This is a genomic window from Actinophytocola oryzae, assembly GCF_004364325.1.
Lineage (GTDB): Bacteria > Actinomycetota > Actinomycetes > Mycobacteriales > Pseudonocardiaceae > Actinophytocola > Actinophytocola oryzae.
On sequence record NZ_SOCP01000017.1, the window covers coordinates 87,146 to 104,462 of the forward strand.

A 17,317-nucleotide genomic window follows, 5' to 3' on the forward strand; every position below is an offset into this window, starting at 1 on the left:
TTGCTGTGGAACCTGTGCGAAGGGGGGCACAATCGTGTCTCGTGTGCGGTCGCTCGCCGAACTTGGCCCGCACTACAAGTGGATCGCGTTGTCGAACACGACGTTGGGGATGCTGATCGCGACGATCAACTCCTCGATCGTGTTGATCGCGTTGCCGGACATCTTCAACGGGATCGGGATCAACCCGCTCGACCCCGCCAAGACCAGCTACCTGCTGTGGATGATCATGGGCTTCCTGATCGTCACGGCCGTGCTGGTCGTGAGCTTCGGGCGTCTCGGGGACATGTACGGCCGGGCCAGGATGTACAACCTCGGCTTCCTGATCTTCACGGTCTCGTCGATCCTGCTGGCCGTCACGTGGATGACCGGGGACGCCGCGGCGCTCTGGCTCATCGGCTGGCGTGTCGTCCAGGGCATCGGCGGCGCCTTCCTGATGGCGAACTCCAGCGCGATCCTCACCGACGCGTTCCCGACCAACCAGCGTGGCCTCGCCCTGGGCATCAACGGCGTCGCCGCCGTCGCCGGGTCGTTCCTCGGCCTGGTCGTCGGCGGTGTCCTCGCCCCGATCAACTGGCACTGGATCTTCCTCGTGTCCGTCCCCTTCGGCGTGATCGGCACCATCTGGGCCTACGTCAAGCTGCACGACACCTCGAAGCGCCACCGGGCGCGCATGGACTGGGGCGGCAACATCACCTTCGCCATCGGGCTCATCGCGGTGATGGTCGCGATCACCTACGGCCTCCAGCCCTACGGCGGCCACTCGATGGGCTGGACGAGCCCGTTCGTCCTGACCGCGCTGATCGGCGGACTGGTCGTGCTCGGCGTGTTCGCCTGGATCGAGCAGCGGGTCGAGAACCCGCTGTTCAACCTGAAGCTGTTCAGGATCCGCGTCTACATGCTCGGCAACATCGCCAACCTCATGGCCTCACTCGGCCGGGGTGGTCTCCAGTTCATCCTGATCATCTGGCTGCAGGGCATCTGGTTGCCGCAACACGGCTACTCCTACGAGCAGACCCCGCTCTGGGCGGGCATCTACATGCTGCCGATGACGGTCGGCTTCCTGATCGCCGCACCGCTGTCCGGACTGCTGTCCGACCGCAGGGGCGCCGCCTTCTTCACCACCGGCGGCATGATCATCACGGCGTTGACGTTCTTCCTGCTGACCGAGTTGCCGGTGAACTTCCCGTACCCGATGTTCGCCGCGCTGCTGGTCGTCAACGGGGTCGGCATGGGCATGTTCACCTCGCCGAACCGCGCCGAGGTGATGTCGGCACTGCCCGGCAACGCACGCGGCGCGGGTGCCGGCATGACCGCCACCTTCCAGAACTCGGCGATGGTCCTGTCGATCGGCATCTTCTTCAGCCTGATCATCGCGGGCCTCTCGCAGACCCTGCCCACGGCCATGAGCACCGGCCTGACCGCCCACGGCGTCCCGGCCGACGCGGCCAACCAGCTGGCGCAGCTGCCCGCGGTCGCGGTCCTGTTCGCCGCGTTCCTCGGCTACAACCCGATCCAGCACCTCCTCGGCAACTCCCTCGGGTCGTTGCCACCGGACCAGGCGAGCTTCCTGACCGGGCACAGCTTCTTCCCGAGCCTGGTCACCCAGCCGTTCGCGGACGGCCTGCACATCGCGTTCTGGTTCGCGATCATCGCGAGCCTCATCGCGGCGGCGGCGTCCTGGTTCGGCAGGCCGCGCAGCGGCAAGGTCGGGGTGGCCGAGCCGGTGGTCGGGGAGCAGGCGATACCCGCCGCCTCCTGAGTCTCAGGGTGACAGGCCGCGGCGCTGCGCCACCGCCGCGGCCTGGATCCGGCTCCGCATGCCGAGCTTGCGCAGGATGTTCGACACGTGGACGCTCGCCGTCTTCACACTGATGAACAGCTCGTCGGCGATCTCGGCGTTCGTACGGCCGAGACCCACCAGCGCCAGCACCTCCGCCTCGCGTGCCGTGAGCCCGTCCGGGTCCTCCCCGGCGGGCGCCGGGGCGACCTCGGGCAGCGTGAGCCGCGCCCGCTCCGCCAGTGCCCGGACGTCCTCGGCCAGCGGCAACGCCTTCAGCGACGCCGCGACGGCACTCGCCTCGGCCAGCGCGGTGACCGCCTGCTGACGTGCGCCCCGGGTCAGCAGCACCGCCTCGGCGAAGCGGAACCTGGCGTAGCCCAGCAGGTGGCGGTCGTGTGCCGCGACCTCGGCCACCTCGGCCCACGCCTGCGGTGACGGCGCCGCCACCCTGGAGTGCTCCGCCCGCGCCAGGGCCAGGTAGCGGCGTGTCCTCGCGAGCAGCAGCGCCCCGTCGGCCGCCATCGCCGCGAGGTGCGCCTCACCGGCCGACAGGAGCGCGTCGGCGTGTGCCGGGCTGTCCGGCAGGCCCGCGTCCGCCTCGACCCGCAGCCCGACCGCCAGCACCCGGGCCGCCCGGTGCTGGTTGTCCGCCGACTGCGCCACCCGCAGCCCCTCCCCGGCCGCCGCCCGCGCGTCCGCCCACCGGCCCTCCCGGGCGGCGAGCAGTGCCTGGAGCGCTGACAGCTCGGTGCCGTGCTGCACGTCGTCCTGGCCCGTCAGCACGTCGGCGCACGTGGCGAGCAGTACGGCAGCCGAGGCCCGGTCGCCGCGCCGCAGGTACAGGTCCGCGCGTGCCAGGTCCATCGGCAGCCGGGTGAACGCGTCGGCGCCCTGGTCGACCGGGTCGTCGGCCGCATCGAGCGCCTCGTCCCAGCGGCACAGCTCCGCGAGCGCCCTGACCTGGTTGCCCACGATCAGCAGCAGGTAGAAGTCGAAGCCGAACTCGGCAGCCCGCGCGATGCCCTCGCGGGCCAGCGTCAGCGCCTCCTCCGGTCGGTCCACCCACACCAGCGCCTCGGGGTGGTTCGCGTAGTTGACGCCGAGCAGGCGCGGCATCCTGGTCTCGTTCGCCAGTGCGAGGTGCCTGCGCAGGTAGGTGAGCCCCTCCTCGACGTGGCCGGTGCCGATCGACGAGATCGCCAGCACCATCACGCCCCTGGCGTAGGAGAAGGTGTCGCCCGCGGCCTCGGCCTCCGGCAGCAGCTCGTGTGCGAACCGCAGCGCGTCGCGGTGGCGCGACGACAGCATCGCGAGACCCGCCCGGTGCGCCATGATCGCCACCCGCTCCGGGGAGTCCGCCGGGATCAGCTCCAGCGCACGCAGGTTCGCCGACCGCGCGAGCGGCCAGTCCGCCGACGCCCACGCCCGGTGCGCCAGCTCCGCGTTGGCGAGCGCGACCCGCTCCGGGAACGCCTCGGGGTCCAGCAGCGCGAGCCGCTCCCGCGTCAGCTCGACGGCCCGCCGGTTGCGGCTCGCCATGCTGGCTGCCGCCGCCGCGCGCTCCAGCAGCGTGTCCAGGTCGAGGCCGGTCAGCTCCTCCGGCGCGGACGCCTCCCGCCACCGCCGCAGCGCGCGCTCGTAGTGCGCGCCTGCCTCGGCGGGCGCGAACGCCGCGCTCGCCGACTCACCGGCACGCACCGACGCGACCAGCGCCTGGTCCACCTCGCCTGCCGCGTCCCAGTGGTGTGCCAGCTCCGCGACCGGTGTCGGCCGGGCCGCCAGCAGCCGCGCCACCCTGGCGTGCGCGGTCCGCCGCTCACCCGGCAGCAGGTCGGCGTAGATCGCCTCGCGGATCAACGCGTGCCGGAAGGCGTAGCCGTCCTCGCCCGCGACCAGCTGCCCGTGGTGCACGAGGTCGCGGACCGAGCCGCCGATGTCCACCTCGGACAGCTCCGCCAGCTCCGCGAGCAGGTCGTGGGACACCGTGCGCCCGATCACCGACGCCAGCCGCGACAGTTCCCGTGCGCCCTCGGTCAGCCGCGCGAGCCGGGTGATCACCACCTCCCGCACGGTCTGGGGCACCCCGCCGCGCGCCGGCCACGCCGCGATCAGCTCCTCGGTGAAGAACGGGTTGCCCTCGGCACGCGACAGCAGCACCCTGACCATCTCGCGGCCCGGCTCGACGCCGAGGAGTCCTCTGGCGAGCGCGGTCGTCTCGGCGGGGTCCAGTGGTCCGAGCCGCAGCCGTTCGGCGTGCGGCTGGCGTGCCAGCTCGGCGACCATGCCCGCCACCGGGTGGTCGCCGCCGACCTCGCCGCTGCGGTGCGTGCCGATCTGCAGCACCGGCGCGTGCCGCAGCGCACGCTGCAGGAAGACGAGCAGGTCCCGCGTCGACGCGTCCGCCCAGTGGAGGTCCTCGAGCACCAGCACGACCGGCCTGCCCGCACCCGCGATGGTCTCGGCGACCCGGCGGAACTCACTCGCCCGGTCGGCCCTGCCGGTGAAGAAGGTCCCCGGCAGCGCCTCGTCGAACGCCGCGTACGGGATGTCGGCCTCGAGCTGCGGGCAGCCGCCGGACAGCACGGTGGCGCCGTCCCGCGCCGCCCTGTCCGCGAACTCGGCCACCAGCCGGGTCTTGCCGACCCCGGCGTCGCCCTCGACCAGCACGAGCCGCCCGGACCCGGCCGCCGCGTCGGCCAGGGCGTCGCCGAGCACGGCAAGCTCGCTCCGCCTGCCGATCAGCTCCGGCACCGAGACCCGTCGTGACACCGGGACAGTATGCGTCCGGCCTAAGGCGTGGCTCCGGCGGATCTGAGGCAATGCCCGATGTGCCGCCCGACCGACCGGAGCAGCATTGGTGCCGGTGAGATGCAGGGGGGACGACATGATCGCCGCAACGACGTCGCGGGAGGGGGGACGGGACTGGCCGCCGCTGCCGGAGCGGGAGCACCGGCCGCTGCACCAGGCCGTCCTGACCGCGCTGGGGCCGCTCGAGGGGCGGTGCCTGCTCGACGTCGGGTGCGGGGTCGGGTCGTTCCTGCGGGCGGCGCAGCGTCGCGGGGCGCTGGTCGCGGGCACCGACTCGGCGGTGACCAGGCTGGAGGTCGCGCGCTGGGCGCTGCCGGACGCGGACCTGCGGCTCACCGAACCCGGCGACGCGCTGCCGTTCGACAACGGCACGTTCGACGTCGTCACCACGAGGACCGCGGAAGGGAGCGCCGTCCTCGCCGAGCCGGCGCGGGTGGTTCGCCCCGGCGGTCTCGTCGCGGTCGGGACGTGGGCCCGGCCGCGCGGCTGCTGGACGGAGACCTTCGCGGGTCACCTGCGCCGGCTCGCGCTGCTGCCGCCCGAGACCGACGACGACCCGGCCGCCGAGCTGGCCGCCGCCGGGCTGACCGTCCGCGGCGGCGGGAACGTCCGGTTCACCGCCACCTTCCCCAACTCCGCCGCCGCGTGGCGGGCCATGCTGACCTGCGAGGACATGCTCTCGGCGATCGGCGCGGTCGGGGAGGCCGCGGTCCGGGAGGCGTTCGCCGACTCGGTGTCCGGCAACGTCGCCCCGGACGGCACCGTGTGCCTGCCGAAGACCTTCCGCTACGCCGTGGCCGCGACAGGGGAGTCCACATCGTGGTCGTCTGGCCATCGGCCGGATAACGAATCGGCCTCGGTATCCGATCAGGACAGCGGGAGGGATTGATCAACTACAGGTAGTGAGGACATTGAGCAAGACAGTCACGACCACCGCGTCATCGATTCCGACCACGCCAGGGCGCGTGGTGTGGTGCGAGGGACACGCCCTCGTGCGTGAGGACGCCCGCTGGGTCGGCGTCGACGACAGGGGCAGGCCCCGGTCGCTGACCGACGCGGACCTGCGCAGGCACGGCTGGAGCCTGACCCGCGCCACCCGCTGACCGGCGAATACGCTCCGGGCATGGCAAACCAGGCCGAGGAGCTCCCGGACCGGTGGCTCACCATCCCCAACGTGCTGAGCGTGATCCGCCTCGCGTTGGTCCCCGTGTTCCTGTGGCTGCTCCTCGGCCCGAAGGCCGACGGGTGGGCGCTCGCCGTGCTGGTCTACAGCGGGGTGTCCGACTGGGCCGACGGCAAGATCGCCCGCCTGCTCGACCAGACCAGCAGGCTCGGCGCGATCCTCGACCCGGCCGCCGACCGGCTCTACACGCTCGCGACCGTGGTCGCGTTCGTGCTGCGCGACATCATCCCGCTGTGGTTCGCGCTGGTCCTGGTCGGTCGGGACCTGCTGGTGGCCGTCTGCATCTGGCTGCTGCGCAGAGCCGGGTACGGGCCGCCGGAGGTGACCTACATCGGCAAGGCGGCCACCTTCAACCTGATGTACGCCATGCCGCTGCTGCTGGTCGCGCAGGGCGCGTCGGACTTCGCCACGGTCGCCCGCCCGTTCGCCTACGCGTTCGTCGTCTGGGGCAGCGCGTTGTTCGTCTGGTCGGGGTTGCTCTACCTGGTGCAGACACGCGCGGCACTGCGTGCGGACACCGCTGGTCCCACACCTCTAAGCTTCGGCCAAACCCCGAGCGCGGAGGAAGTTCAGTGACGCCGGAAGACCTCAAGTACACCGAAGAGCACGAGTGGCTGGTCGCCACGACGGGCACCACCGTGCGTGTCGGCATCACCGCCTACGCCCAGGACCAGCTCGGCGACGTCGTGTTCGTGGAGCTGCCCAAGGTCGGCGCCGCGGTGACCTCGGGTGAGCCGTTCGGCGAGGTCGAGTCGACCAAGAGCGTCTCGGAGCTGTTCTCGCCCGTCACCGGCACCGTCGTCGCGGTCAACAACGCGCTGGACGAGTCCCCGGAGCTGGTCAACTCCGACCCCTACGGCGACGGGTGGATCGTGGAGATCAACACCGAGGATCTGGGCGCCCTGGACGACCTCATGGACGCGGCCGCTTACCAGGAGCTGACCGAGAAAGACTGATCCGGGGAGTCAACTCCAGGGGCGCCGATCGCGCACGGTAGGTTGGCCAGGGACATTCAGCATCAGCAGGAGGAGAGCTCAGGTGAGCACCAACGACGGGCCCGGCGTGCCGCCGGAGCAGTCGCCGGAGCGGACTTCCGTGTTCCGGGCCGACTTCCTCGACACAGAGGGGACCGAGCAGCCGCCAGCGGAACCTGCGGTCGCCGGTGTCGACGCCCTGCCGACAGGTTCGGCTCTCCTCGTGGTCAAGCGCGGGCCCAACGCGGGTTCCCGCTTCCTGCTCGACCGCGACACGACGAGTGCGGGCCGGCACCCCGACAGCGACATCTTCCTCGACGATGTCACGGTTTCCCGCAGGCACGCCGAGTTCCGGCGTGAAGGCGGGGAGTTCGTGGTGATCGACGTCGGCAGTCTCAACGGCACCTACGTCAACCGGGAGCCGGTCGACTCGGCCGTTCTCGCGGGTGGCGACGAGGTGCAGATCGGCAAGTTCCGCCTGGTCTTCCTGACCGGCGCCAACGCGCGATAGCGCACTGAGCGGTCGGCGGCGGGCGGAGCGAGCCAGACGAATACCGCGGAGGTATAGGTGTGACGGCGGCCGGAAGGCCACTCGGCGACCGGCTGAGCATCGGTGCGGTGCTCAGCCGTCTTCGTGAGGAGTTCCCGGACGTCACCATCTCCAAGATCCGCTTCCTGGAGGCGGAAGGTCTGGTCAGACCGGCACGCACGGCCTCGGGGTACCGGCAGTTCACCGGCGCCGACGTCGAGCGGCTGCGGTTCGTCCTCGCCGCGCAGCGGGACCGCTATCTTCCCCTGAAGGTCATCAAGGAGCAGCTGGACGCCGCCGACGAGTCGACGGCCCGTCCCAGGGTGCTGCGGGCCGTGCCGGCCGATGGTCTGCCGACCGCCGAGGACTTCGTCGAGCAGCCGATCCGGCGGATGACCCGTGAGGAGCTGCTCGAGACCTCCGGCATCGACGTGTCCCTGCTGGCCGCACTCGAGGACTACGGCCTGGTCAGACCGGGCGAGGCAGGCCTCTACGACACGGTGTCCGCGCAGATCGCCACGACCGCGAAGGCGCTGTCCGCGTTCGGTATCGAGCCCCGCCACCTGCGTGGCTTCCGTGCGGCGGCCGACCGCGAGGTGGGGCTGGTCGGACAGATCGTCGCCCCCATGCGCAAGGGCGGACAGGCCGACGAGACCGTGCGCGAGCTGGCGGCACTGTCAGTTGGCCTGCACACACTTCTGGTGAAGGCCGGACTGCGGGGCATCACCGGCAAGTAGTCTGAAGATCAGTCTGTGCCCAGTTGATACTCGAACGTCGCAGGATTACACAAGCGTCGGAACCGGATGGCGGGTAGCGTCGTGGTCAGCGATACGCGATCCTCGATGACGTGGGTGCATATCCTCGCTGAGCTTGCGGAGGGAGGCGAACCCGATGAGCGAGATGCGAGTCGTGGGCGTGCGGGTGGAACTGCCGGCAAACCAACCGATCTTGCTGCTGCGCGAGACCGAAGGGGAGCGGTACCTCCCGATCTGGATCGGCTCAGTGGAGGCGACAGCCATCGCACTGGAGCAGCAGGGGGTGCGTCCGGCGAGGCCGTTGACACACGACCTGCTCAAGGACGTGATCGGCGCGCTCGGACGAGAGCTCGAGCAGGTGCGGATCACCGACCTGCGCGAGGGCACGTTCTTCGCGGAGCTGGTCTTCGACGGGGACATCCGCGTGTCCGCGAGGCCGAGCGACTCGGTGGCCCTCGCGCTGCGGGTCGGCGTACCCATCCACGCGGAGGACTCCGTCCTGCAGGAGGCCGGGCTGATCATCCCGGACGAGCAGGAGGACGAGGTCGAGAAGTTCCGCGAGTTCCTCGACAGCGTCTCACCGGAAGACTTTCGCGGCGCGGATACCTGATCGGTAACAAAGTCTCCACAACAGGTTTAGGTTTGCGACCTGTTGCCCGCGCGTCGCGTTGACCCTGTTGCCCCGCCGACCTACCGTCGTGTTACGAGCCTGTGGTTTTCAGGCTCGGGCGTGTGGCAGGAGACTGGAGGCAGGCGTGGTCGAGGATGGTCCCGTCACCGGTGAGCAGGGTGAGCTGTTTCCGGACTCTTCCGGACCGGACGAGCTCGTCGGCTACCGCGGGCCCGCGGCTTGTCAGATCGCCGGCATCACGTATCGCCAGCTTGACTACTGGGCGCGGACGGGGCTGGTGGCCCCGACCATCCGCAGTGCCCAGGGCTCGGGTTCCGCGCGGTTGTACTCGTTCAAGGACATCCTCGTCCTGAAGGTGGTAAAGCGCCTGCTGGACACGGGTGTATCGCTTCAGAACATCAGGGTAGCGGTCGACCACCTCCGTCGCAGGGGCGTCGCCGACCTCGCGAGGATCACCCTCTTCTCCGACGGCACGACGGTCTACGAGTGCACCTCACCCGAGGAGATCGTGGACCTGCTCCAGGGCGGCCAGGGCGTCTTCGGCATCGCCGTCTCCGGCGCGATGCAGGAGATCAAGGGCACGATCCACGAGTTCCCGGCCGAACGCGCGGACGGCGGCATCGTCGAGACCATGACGGACGACGAGCTGACCGCGCGCCGCAAGGCCCGCAACGCGGGCTGACCTCCCGTTCGGGCTGGTCAGCCGGTCGTTGGTCGGTCGCGTTACGTTCGTGTCCTTCCAGGAGTGACGCGGGCTCGCGGGGGTACCCTTGCCTCGTAGTCGCAGATCCCGTGCGGGAGAGTCCGAGCCCCGGCTCGGCGCCGAAGGAGCAAATCCTCCCCGGAACCTCTCAGGCACCCGAACCGCACGGGTGAGACGCCTCTGGAAAGCGGCCAGGCATGGCCCGCCGAAGGTGCAAGTCCACTGACCCTGGACGAAGCTCTCAGGCGCACCGAATAGCGTGCGGGGACAGAGGGGGAGGGCAGACACGGACATGCCCACCCCACGCCCCGGAGGCGCGCCAGATGACCCAGGACCGGATCCCCCTTGCCGCCCTCGAGGACGGCACCCAGTTCGCTGACCGGCACATCGGCCCGCGAGCCGACGAGCTGGCCACCATGCTGGACGTCATCGGTGTCGGCTCGCTGGACGAGCTGGTCGAGCGGGCCGTGCCCGAGTCGATCCGCGAGGTCGGCGTCGAGCTGGAGCTGCCGCCACCGGCCTCCGAGGCGCAGGTGCTGGCCGAGCTGCGGGCCCTCGCCGCGAAGAACACGCCGCTGACCTCGATGATCGGCCTCGGCTACTACGGCACGGTGACCCCGCCGGTCATCCGGCGCAACGTGATCGAGAGCCCGGCCTGGTACACGGCGTACACGCCCTACCAGCCGGAGATCTCCCAGGGCCGCCTCGAGGCCCTCCTCAACTTCCAGACCATGGTCGCCGACCTCACCGGGCTCCCGCTCGCTGGCGCGTCCATGCTCGACGAGGCCACCGCCGCCGCCGAGGGCATGACCCTCGTGCACCGCGCGGGCAAGGCCAAGGTGGACCGCTTCCTGGTCGACGCGGACACGTTCCCGCAGACCATCGCCGTGATCGAGACGCGCGCCGAGCCGCTCGGCATCGAGATCGAGGTCGCCGACCTCACCGACGGCCTGCCCGACGGCGAGTTCTTCGGCGTCCTCCTGTCCTACCCGGGCGCGTCCGGCGCGGTCCGCGACCACGAACAGCTGATCGCCGAGGCACACGAGCGTGGCGCACAGGTCGTCGTCGCCGCGGACATCCTCGCGCTCACGCTCCTGCGCGCACCCGGCGAGATCGGCGCGGACGTCGTCGCGGGCAGCACCCAGCGGTTCGGCGTGCCCATGGGCTTCGGCGGCCCGCACGCCGGCTACCTCGCCGTCCGCCAGGGCCTGGAGCGTCAGCTGCCGGGCCGGCTCGTCGGCGTGAGCGTCGACGCCGACGGCAACCGCGCCTACCGGCTCGCGCTGCAGACCCGCGAGCAGCACATCCGCCGCGAGAAGGCCACGAGCAACATCTGCACCGCGCAGGTCCTGCTCGCGATCGTCGCCTCGATGTACGCCGTGTACCACGGGCCGACGGGGCTGCGGAACATTGCGACCCGCGCCCACCGCATGGCCGCCGTGTTCGCCGCGGGCCTCACCTCCGGCGGCTTCGACCTCGCGCACGAGCACTTCTTCGACACCGTTCTCGTCGAGACGCCCCACCGCGCCGACGAGATCGTCGGCAACGCCCGCGACCGGGGCATCAACATCCGCCGCGTCGACGACGACCACGTCGCCGTCGCCTGCGACGAGACCACCACCCGCGAGCACCTGCGCCTGCTGTGGGCCGCGTTCGGCGTCGGCGGCGACGTCGACCGGCTCGACGCCGACACCCCCGACGCCTACCCGGCGGAGCTGGCCCGCACGTCCTCCTACCTCACGCACCCGGTCTTCTCGACGCACCGCTCGGAAACCTCGCTGCTGCGGTACCTGCGCGCCCTGTCGGACAAGGACGTCGCACTCGACCGCAGCATGATCCCGCTCGGCTCGTGCACCATGAAACTCAACGCCACGACCGAGATGGAACCCATCACGTGGCCGGAGTTCGCGAACCTGCACCCGTTCGCGCCCGCCGCCGACGCCGCAGGGTTGCTCGGCATCGTCGGTGACCTCGAGGAGTGGCTCGCACAGCTCACCGGGTACGACGCGGTCAGCCTGCAGCCCAACGCGGGCAGCCAGGGCGAGTTCGCGGGCCTGCTCGCGATCCGCGCCTACCACCGCGCAGCCGGCCAGGGCGAGCGCAGGGTGTGCCTCATCCCGGCGAGCGCGCACGGCACCAACGCCGCCAGCGCCGCGATGGCCGGCATGCGGGTGATCGTGGTTCGCTGTGACGACAAGGGAAACATCGACGTCGACCACCTGCGGGCCACTGTGGACGCACACCGCGACGACCTCGCCGCCATCATGATCACCTACCCGTCGACGCACGGCGTGTACGAGGACACGGTGCGAACCGTGTGCGGGCTCGTGCACGACGCCGGCGGCCAGGTCTATGTGGACGGTGCGAACCTCAACGCGCTGATCGGCCTGGCCCGCTTCGGGAAGTTCGGCGCCGACGTCTCACACCTGAACCTGCACAAGACGTTCTGCATCCCGCACGGCGGCGGCGGCCCCGGGGTCGGCCCGATCGGCGTCCGGTCGCACCTCGCGCCGTACCTGCCGAACCACCCGCTGCAGCCGAAGGCGGGCCCGAAGACCGGCGTGGGGCCGATCAGCGCGGCGCCGTGGGGCAGCGCGTCGATCCTGCCGATCTCGTGGACGTACGTGCGGATGATGGGTGCCGAGGGCCTGCGCCGCGCGAGCATGACCGCGGTGGCGGCGGCGAACTACGTCGCCAAGCGGCTCGACGAGTACTTCCCCGTGCTGTACTCGGGTGAGGGCGGCCTCGTCGCGCACGAGTGCATCCTCGACCTGCGCGGCATCACCAAGTCGACGGGCATCACGGTCGACGACGTGGCCAAGCGGCTCGCCGACTACGGCCTCCACGCGCCGACCATGTCCTTCCCGGTCGCGGGCACGCTCATGGTCGAACCGACCGAGAGCGAGGACCTGGCCGAGCTGGATCGCTTCTGCACCGCCATGATCGCCATTCGCCGCGAGATCGACCGCGTCGCCCGAGGCGACTGGCCGAAGGACGACAACCCGCTGCGCGGTGCCCCGCACACGGCGGAGTCAGTCGCGGGCAAGTGGGAACACGCCTACAGCCGCGAGGAGGCCGTGTACCCGGAGGGCGCGACCGGCCCGAAGCTGTGGCCGCCGGTGCGGCGGATCGACGGCGCGAAGGGCGACCGCAACCTGGTGTGCTCGTGCCCGCCGATCGAGGCGTATCAGTAGGTCTCGAGCAGACGGAACCGCTGGGCGACGATCATGGTGTCGTCGCCCACGGTGAAGTCCTCGCCAAGCTCGGCGCGGACCTCGGGACCGTGCCAGAACTCCTCGTGGTTCGCACGCCACTGCGCGACCGACCGGTCGCCCTCACCCTCGTCGACGGCGTGCCGCAGGTCCACGTCCGCGAGCCGGACCAGGCGCACCTCGGTCAGCTCGATCGAGGCCACGCGTATGCCGTTCGAGTCCACCACCGCGAGCCGCTGTCCCGCCACCGGCACCGGCTCGTCCGGCAGCAGCAGCGCCGAGGTGGTCGTCTTGGCGCCGGACAGGATCGCGGCGACGAGCCGGTCCCGCAGCGGCCCGGGGAACGCGAACTCCGCCACGGGCAGCGTCAACGCCCGGTGACCTTGTCCATCAGGGCCTCGATGTCGTCGCGGGAGTAGTCGCCCGAGATCTGGATCTCGCCACCGGTGATGGCGCTCTGGATCGTGGGTGCCACGACGACCTCGTCGTCGACGACCATCGCGAGGCGCTCGCCCGTGTGGTCGGTCGTCCAGTCACCGAAGGCCTTGGCGTCCGCGTCGTTCAGGTCGAGGTTCAGGGTCCAGCCGCCGGTGTTCTGGTCGTTGGCGATCTCGGCCCTGTCGAGCCGTTCGATCGTCATGATCGGGTCGGCCAGCGTGAGGCGCTCGCCGGTCGGATCGGCGAGGACCTTCGTGCCGGTCCCGCCGTCCTCGACCACAGGGTGCAGCTCGATCGGGACCGCGAGATCGACCGGGCCGACGCTGGGGGAGTCGTCCTTCGCCGGGGTGCCCGACACCTCGGCGCCACACCCGACCAGGGCCAGGAACACGACCAACAACCACGCTGCCCGCACGATCACTCCCCTCGGAGCAACACCTCGCACACCGCGATCAAACGGGCCCGCAGCGGTCGCGCCCGCTCGGTGAACCCGGCCTGTTCCCGCACGTACTCGGCACGCCCCTGCGCCGTCTCGATCCGCACCGGAGCGTAGCCCAGCGGCGCGAGGTCGTAGGGGCTCGCCCGCATGTCCAGCGAGCGGATGTCCAGCGCCAGCTCGAAACAGTCGGCCACGAGGTCGGACGGCGCGTACGGGTCCAGCTTGTAGCACCACTTGTAGAGATCCATGCCCACGTGGAGACACCCCGGCTGCTCCAGCGCCACCTGGTCGGATCGCTGTGGTTGCAGCATGTTCAGCGGCCGCGCGGCCGGGGTGAAGAACCGGAACGCGTCGAAGTGCGTGCAGCGCACGGGAAGCGAGTCGACCACCGCGTCCGTGCCCGCGTTGCCGAGCCGCAGCGGCCAGTCCTCGTGCCGCACGTCCGCCGACCGGTACACCATCGCCCACTCGTGCAACCCGAGACAGCCGAGCCGCGGTTCCCGGCCGGCGGTCGCGGTCAGCAGCTCCCGCACGAACTCGACCGTCGACCGCCGCGACTCGGGCAGCGGCCCCAGCTCGACACCGTGTCCGGTCTCGCGGTAGGCGGGCCAGCGCAGGAACTCCGACGCGTCGGACAGCTCCGGACCGGGACCGGGATGCCAGCGCAACAGCCTGGCCGGGCGGTAGGAGTAGTACGTGAAGAGGAAGTCCAGCACCGGGTGCCGCTCACCGCGTGACCGCCGCTCACGCAGCGGGTCGGTCCACCGCCGCACACGCGTGACGTGGGCGTCGCGTCGAGCCCGCCACTCGGCGGGCGCCAGCACTGTCCGGATCACCCGGTCACGGTAGCTCCCCGGCCAGACGGCGCGTCGCCTCGGTGAGGTCGGCCGGGGTGGCCGCCGCGTAGGTCAGGCGCAGGTGCGGCGCTGGCGGCTCGGCCACGAAGTACGGCCTGCCCGGCTCGACCACCACGTCCCGCCGGGCCGCGCGGTCCGCCAGCTCGACGTCGTCCACACCGGGCGGCAACCGGACCCACACGTGCAGACCGCCCGCCGGCACAGGCGTGACCGTGACCCCCGGCAGGTCCCGCCGGATCCCGGCGACCAGCGTGTCGCGCCGCTCCCGCAACGCCGCACGCAACGCCGTCAGGTGCCGAGGCCACGCGGGCGAGCCGAACAGCTCGACCGCGACCTCCTGCAGCAGCCGCGAGATGAACAGGTCCTCGGCACGCCGGACCGCCGCCAGCCGGTCGGCCGCGGGCCCCCGCGCGACGAGCGCCCCCACCCGCAGGCTCGGCGCGACCGGCTTCGTCAACGACGTCAGGTACACGACATGCCCGTCGCGGTCGTCCCGGAGCAGCGGCGGCGGCGCGACACCGTCGATCACGAGGTGACGGGCCCAGTCGTCCTCCACCAGGAAGGCACCCGCCGCGCGGACGACGTCGAGCACCTCCTGCCTGCGGTGCGCGGCCAGCACCGTGCCCGTCGGGTTCGCGAACGTCGGCTGCGTGTACACGAGGCCCGCGCCGGTCCTGGCGAACGCCTCGGCCAGCAGGTCCGGCCGCAGCCCGTCGACATCCGTCGGCACAGGAACCGGCCGCAGGTCGGCCGCCTGCGCGGCCGACACGGCACCCATGTACGTCGGCGCCTCCAACAGCACCGGCATCCGAGGTGGGGACAGCGCCCGGAACGCGGCCGACAACCCCGACTGGCCGCCCGCGACGACCGTGACATCCCCCGCGTCGACACCGATGGTCGCGGCGAACGCGGCCCGCAGCTCGGGCAGCCCGGTCGGCGGCACCCTTCCCCACGCACCCGGCCTGCGCGCCGCACGTGCCGTCGCCGTGGCCAGGAACCGGGTCGGCTGCAGGTCGTCGGCGAGGTAGCCGGACGACAGCACCAGCTTGCCTGGGCCCGGCACCTCGAGGAGCCTGCGCAGGTGCGTGGTGTCGACCCGCGCGTCGCCGAGAGCCACGGTCTGCCAGGCCACGTCCTCCAGCGGCGCCCGCCTCGATGCCACGAACGTGCCCCGGCCGGGCTCGGTCACGACCGTGCCCTCGGCGCCGAGCCTGGCCAGCGCCCGCCCGACCGTGACCGGGCTGACGCCGTACCGCGACACGATCGCCCGGCTGGACGGCAGCTGGTCGCCCGGCTGTAGCGCCGCCGCCCGCTCGCGCAGCGCACCGGCCAGCCGCCCGACACTGCTATCGTTGGACATGTCAGTAGAGGATAGCGCTATCGCCAGCCGGCGTGCGCCGTTACTCGCGCCGGGCGTCGGGTGGGGGAGCATCGGCGTCCTGGCCTTCAGCGTCACGTTCCCGGCATCGGCCGCCGCCCTGCCCGCGTTCGGCGCGGTGACCGTCGGCCTCGGGCGTGCCGTGCCCGCCGCACTGCTCGGCGCGGTCTGTCTGCTCGCGACACGCGCGGTCCGCCCGACCCGCTCACAGTGGCGGCGGCTCGTGCTGGTGGCCGCCGGTGTCGTGGTCGGGTTCCCCCTGTGCAGTGCGCTTGCCCTACGGGACACCACATCCGCGCACAGTGCCGTGCTCGTCGGGTTGCTGCCCGCCGCGACGGCCGCGCTAGCGGTGTTGCGAGGCGGAGAGCGACCCAGGTGGCCGTTCTGGGCGGCGTGCGGGTTCGGCGTGGTGACCGTCCTCGGGTTTGCGATGATCCAGGGCGCCGGACAGATCCGGGTGGCCGACCTGTGGCTGCTCGCCGCCGTCGGCTGCGCCGCGATGGGTTACGCGGAAGGCGGCGTGCTGGCCCGCGAGCTGGGCGGCTGGCAGGTCATCTCGTGGGCGCTACTCATCGCACTCCCTGTAACGGTAGCGGTGACGGCAGTCAACCTGGCGTCCGGCCCGTGGCACTCGCCCGACTTCCACGCCTGGCTCGGCTTCGCGTACGTGAGCGTCGTGAGCCAGTTCGCCGGCTTCTACGCCTGGTACCGCGGCCTCGCCGAGGGCGGGATCGCGAAGATCTCACAGCTCCAGCTGATGCAGCCGGTGCTCACGCTGGTCTGGTCGGCGCTGCTGCTCTCCGAGGAGATCACCCCGGCGAACACGGCCGGGGCGGTCCTCGTGATCGCTGCCGTGGCCGTCACGCAGCGGACCCGTGACCGGGTCACAGCCGCAGATCCCCGATGACGAATCCGGAGCCGTCAGGTGCGGAGGCCGCCTGCACGGCCTGCGCGTACTCCTGCGGCCACTCCGTCCCGTCCGACCAGCGAACGCTGGTGAGGTCGGCGCCCGCGAGGTCGGCGTCGGTCAGGTCCGCGTCGGCCAGGTCGGCCTGGCGGAGGTTCGTCGCGGCGAGGTGTGCCCCACGAAGGTCGACGCCGGTCAACGCCATACCCGCGAACGTGGCCCCGGTCAGGTCGGCGTCGGCGAGGTTCGCGTTGGCGAGGTCGATGTAGGTCATCACGATCCCGGCGAGGCAGACCCCGTGCAGGTCCATGACGGTGCCCTCGTCATGCGTCGCGGCCCGGTGCCCCAGCACGCTCATCGCGACCTCGACGTCCTCGTCCGGTTCGGCGTGCCCGCAACCCCCGGACGATCGCTCCCGCACGAACGCCGACAACGCCGTCATGACCGCGGGCTGATGTGGCGACTCGTACCGCCACATCAGCCCCTCCAGCTCGTGGATCGCGGCCAGCCGCTCGCCGAGGTCCGGCGAACCGAGCCCGACGGTAGCCCGGCCGAGCGGGTCGGCGACGGGCCGAGGCGACACGGACGGCGCAGGCACCAGGACGCTCACCACGACGGCGGCGACTGCCACCCCGACGACGACCGCCGCGAACGCGAGCACGCGCCTCGGCCGGGACACCATCGCACCAGAATGGCCCATCCCGGCCGAGAACGGCAGCCGTT

At 71.5% G+C, this 17,317-nt stretch carries 16 protein-coding genes and 1 riboswitch; of the genes, 10 read left to right on the forward strand and 6 right to left on the reverse strand.

Going from position 1 to position 17,317, the window contains the following annotated elements:
- Nucleotides 1-109 precede the first annotated feature (109 nt).
- On the forward strand, nt 110-1,759 hold the full coding sequence (locus CLV71_RS35130; RefSeq protein WP_133907330.1) for an MFS transporter: 1,650 nt from the start codon (nt 110-112) through the stop codon (nt 1,757-1,759).
- A 3-nt stretch (nt 1,760-1,762) separates the two neighbouring features.
- On the opposite strand, the gene CLV71_RS50240 is transcribed toward CLV71_RS35130, so the two are convergent.
- On the reverse strand, nt 1,763-4,549 hold the full coding sequence (locus CLV71_RS50240; RefSeq protein ID WP_166664394.1) for a helix-turn-helix transcriptional regulator: 2,787 nt from the start codon (nt 4,547-4,549) through the stop codon (nt 1,763-1,765).
- Nucleotides 4,550-4,664: 115 nt separating this feature from the next.
- Here CLV71_RS50240 and CLV71_RS35140 point away from each other — a divergent pair, with 115 nt between their 5' ends.
- The 8 genes from CLV71_RS35140 to gcvP all read left to right on the forward strand — a co-directional run bounded on the left by CLV71_RS35140 (nt 4,665) and on the right by gcvP (nt 12,557).
- Nucleotides 4,665-5,477, forward strand: a complete 813-nt coding sequence (locus tag CLV71_RS35140; protein WP_133907218.1) for a class I SAM-dependent methyltransferase — start codon at nt 4,665-4,667, stop codon at nt 5,475-5,477.
- Between the two features lie 234 nt (nt 5,478-5,711).
- Entirely contained in the window at nt 5,712-6,347 is a 636-nt protein-coding gene (gene clsA / locus CLV71_RS35150; RefSeq protein WP_133907220.1) for a cardiolipin synthase ClsA, read from the forward strand.
- The gene (gene gcvH, locus CLV71_RS35155) at nt 6,344-6,727 is read left to right on the forward strand and encodes a glycine cleavage system protein GcvH (protein ID WP_133907221.1); all 384 of its coding nucleotides are present in this window, start codon (nt 6,344-6,346) and stop codon (nt 6,725-6,727) included. The genes clsA and gcvH overlap by 4 nt, the downstream gene beginning before the upstream one ends.
- An 82-nt stretch (nt 6,728-6,809) precedes the next feature.
- The gene (gene garA, locus CLV71_RS35160) at nt 6,810-7,256 is read left to right on the forward strand and encodes a glycogen accumulation regulator GarA (protein ID WP_133907222.1); all 447 of its coding nucleotides are present in this window, start codon (nt 6,810-6,812) and stop codon (nt 7,254-7,256) included.
- A 59-nt stretch (nt 7,257-7,315) separates the two neighbouring features.
- Entirely contained in the window at nt 7,316-8,011 is a 696-nt protein-coding gene (ftsR, locus tag CLV71_RS35165) for a transcriptional regulator FtsR (RefSeq protein WP_133907223.1), read from the forward strand.
- Nucleotides 8,012-8,165: 154 nt separating this feature from the next.
- Complete coding sequence (locus tag CLV71_RS35170; protein ID WP_133907224.1) at nt 8,166-8,639, forward strand: bifunctional nuclease family protein; 474 nt, start codon at nt 8,166-8,168, stop codon at nt 8,637-8,639.
- A gap of 145 nt (nt 8,640-8,784) precedes the next feature.
- A complete protein-coding gene (locus CLV71_RS35175) occupies nt 8,785-9,342 on the forward strand; it encodes a MerR family transcriptional regulator (protein WP_133907225.1) in 558 nt (185 codons plus the stop codon).
- Nucleotides 9,343-9,445: 103 nt separating this feature from the next.
- A riboswitch (glycine riboswitch) is annotated at nt 9,446-9,537 on the forward strand.
- 149 nt (nt 9,538-9,686) lie between these two features.
- Nucleotides 9,687-12,557 carry an aminomethyl-transferring glycine dehydrogenase gene (gcvP, locus tag CLV71_RS35180; protein WP_133907226.1) on the forward strand — a complete coding sequence of 957 codons (2,871 nt, stop codon included), beginning with the start codon at nt 9,687-9,689 and terminating at the stop codon, nt 12,555-12,557.
- Here the strand turns inward: gcvP and CLV71_RS35185 are convergent.
- The 4 genes from CLV71_RS35185 to CLV71_RS35200 are packed head-to-tail and all read right to left on the reverse strand — an operon-like array spanning nt 12,551 to nt 15,669.
- Nucleotides 12,551-12,946, reverse strand: coding sequence for an ASCH domain-containing protein (locus CLV71_RS35185; protein WP_243867004.1), 396 nt, complete (start codon nt 12,944-12,946; stop codon nt 12,551-12,553). The genes gcvP and CLV71_RS35185 overlap by 7 nt on opposite strands.
- The gene (locus CLV71_RS35190) at nt 12,943-13,428 is read right to left on the reverse strand and encodes a SecDF P1 head subdomain-containing protein (RefSeq protein WP_133907227.1); all 486 of its coding nucleotides are present in this window, start codon (nt 13,426-13,428) and stop codon (nt 12,943-12,945) included. The genes CLV71_RS35185 and CLV71_RS35190 overlap by 4 nt, the downstream gene beginning before the upstream one ends.
- 2 nt (nt 13,429-13,430) lie before the next feature.
- On the reverse strand, nt 13,431-14,285 hold the full coding sequence (locus CLV71_RS35195) for a 3-methyladenine DNA glycosylase (RefSeq protein ID WP_133907332.1): 855 nt from the start codon (nt 14,283-14,285) through the stop codon (nt 13,431-13,433).
- A 7-nt stretch (nt 14,286-14,292) separates the two neighbouring features.
- Nucleotides 14,293-15,669, reverse strand: a complete 1,377-nt coding sequence (locus CLV71_RS35200; RefSeq protein ID WP_133907228.1) for an aminotransferase-like domain-containing protein — start codon at nt 15,667-15,669, stop codon at nt 14,293-14,295.
- Here CLV71_RS35200 and CLV71_RS35205 point away from each other — a divergent pair.
- Nucleotides 15,668-16,594 (forward strand): DMT family transporter, encoded by a 927-nt coding sequence (locus tag CLV71_RS35205; RefSeq protein ID WP_133907229.1) that lies wholly within the window; start codon nt 15,668-15,670, stop codon nt 16,592-16,594. The two genes, CLV71_RS35200 and CLV71_RS35205, sit on opposite strands and share 2 nt — an antisense overlap.
- On the opposite strand, the gene CLV71_RS35210 is transcribed toward CLV71_RS35205, so the two are convergent.
- Nucleotides 16,572-17,276 (reverse strand): pentapeptide repeat-containing protein, encoded by a 705-nt coding sequence (locus CLV71_RS35210; protein WP_166664395.1) that lies wholly within the window; start codon nt 17,274-17,276, stop codon nt 16,572-16,574. The genes CLV71_RS35205 and CLV71_RS35210 overlap by 23 nt on opposite strands.
- Between the last annotated feature and the right edge of the window lie 41 nt (nt 17,277-17,317).

Excerpts from the sequence above, each read along its gene's own strand:
- CLV71_RS35130 (WP_133907330.1), top strand. The coding sequence starts at position 110 with ATGCTGATCGCGACGATCAACTCCTCGATCGTGTTGATCGCGTTGCCG.
- CLV71_RS35140 (WP_133907218.1), top strand. The coding sequence starts at position 4,665 with ATGATCGCCGCAACGACGTCGCGGGAGGGGGGACGGGACTGGCCGCCG.
- clsA (WP_133907220.1), top strand. The coding sequence starts at position 5,712 with ATGGCAAACCAGGCCGAGGAGCTCCCGGACCGGTGGCTCACCATCCCC.
- CLV71_RS35170 (WP_133907224.1), top strand. The coding sequence starts at position 8,166 with ATGAGCGAGATGCGAGTCGTGGGCGTGCGGGTGGAACTGCCGGCAAAC.
- gcvP (WP_133907226.1), top strand. The coding sequence starts at position 9,687 with ATGACCCAGGACCGGATCCCCCTTGCCGCCCTCGAGGACGGCACCCAG.
- CLV71_RS35205 (WP_133907229.1), top strand. The coding sequence starts at position 15,668 with ATGTCAGTAGAGGATAGCGCTATCGCCAGCCGGCGTGCGCCGTTACTC.
- CLV71_RS35200 (WP_133907228.1), bottom strand. The coding sequence starts at position 15,669 with ATGTCCAACGATAGCAGTGTCGGGCGGCTGGCCGGTGCGCTGCGCGAG.
- CLV71_RS35210 (WP_166664395.1), bottom strand. The coding sequence starts at position 17,276 with ATGGTGTCCCGGCCGAGGCGCGTGCTCGCGTTCGCGGCGGTCGTCGTC.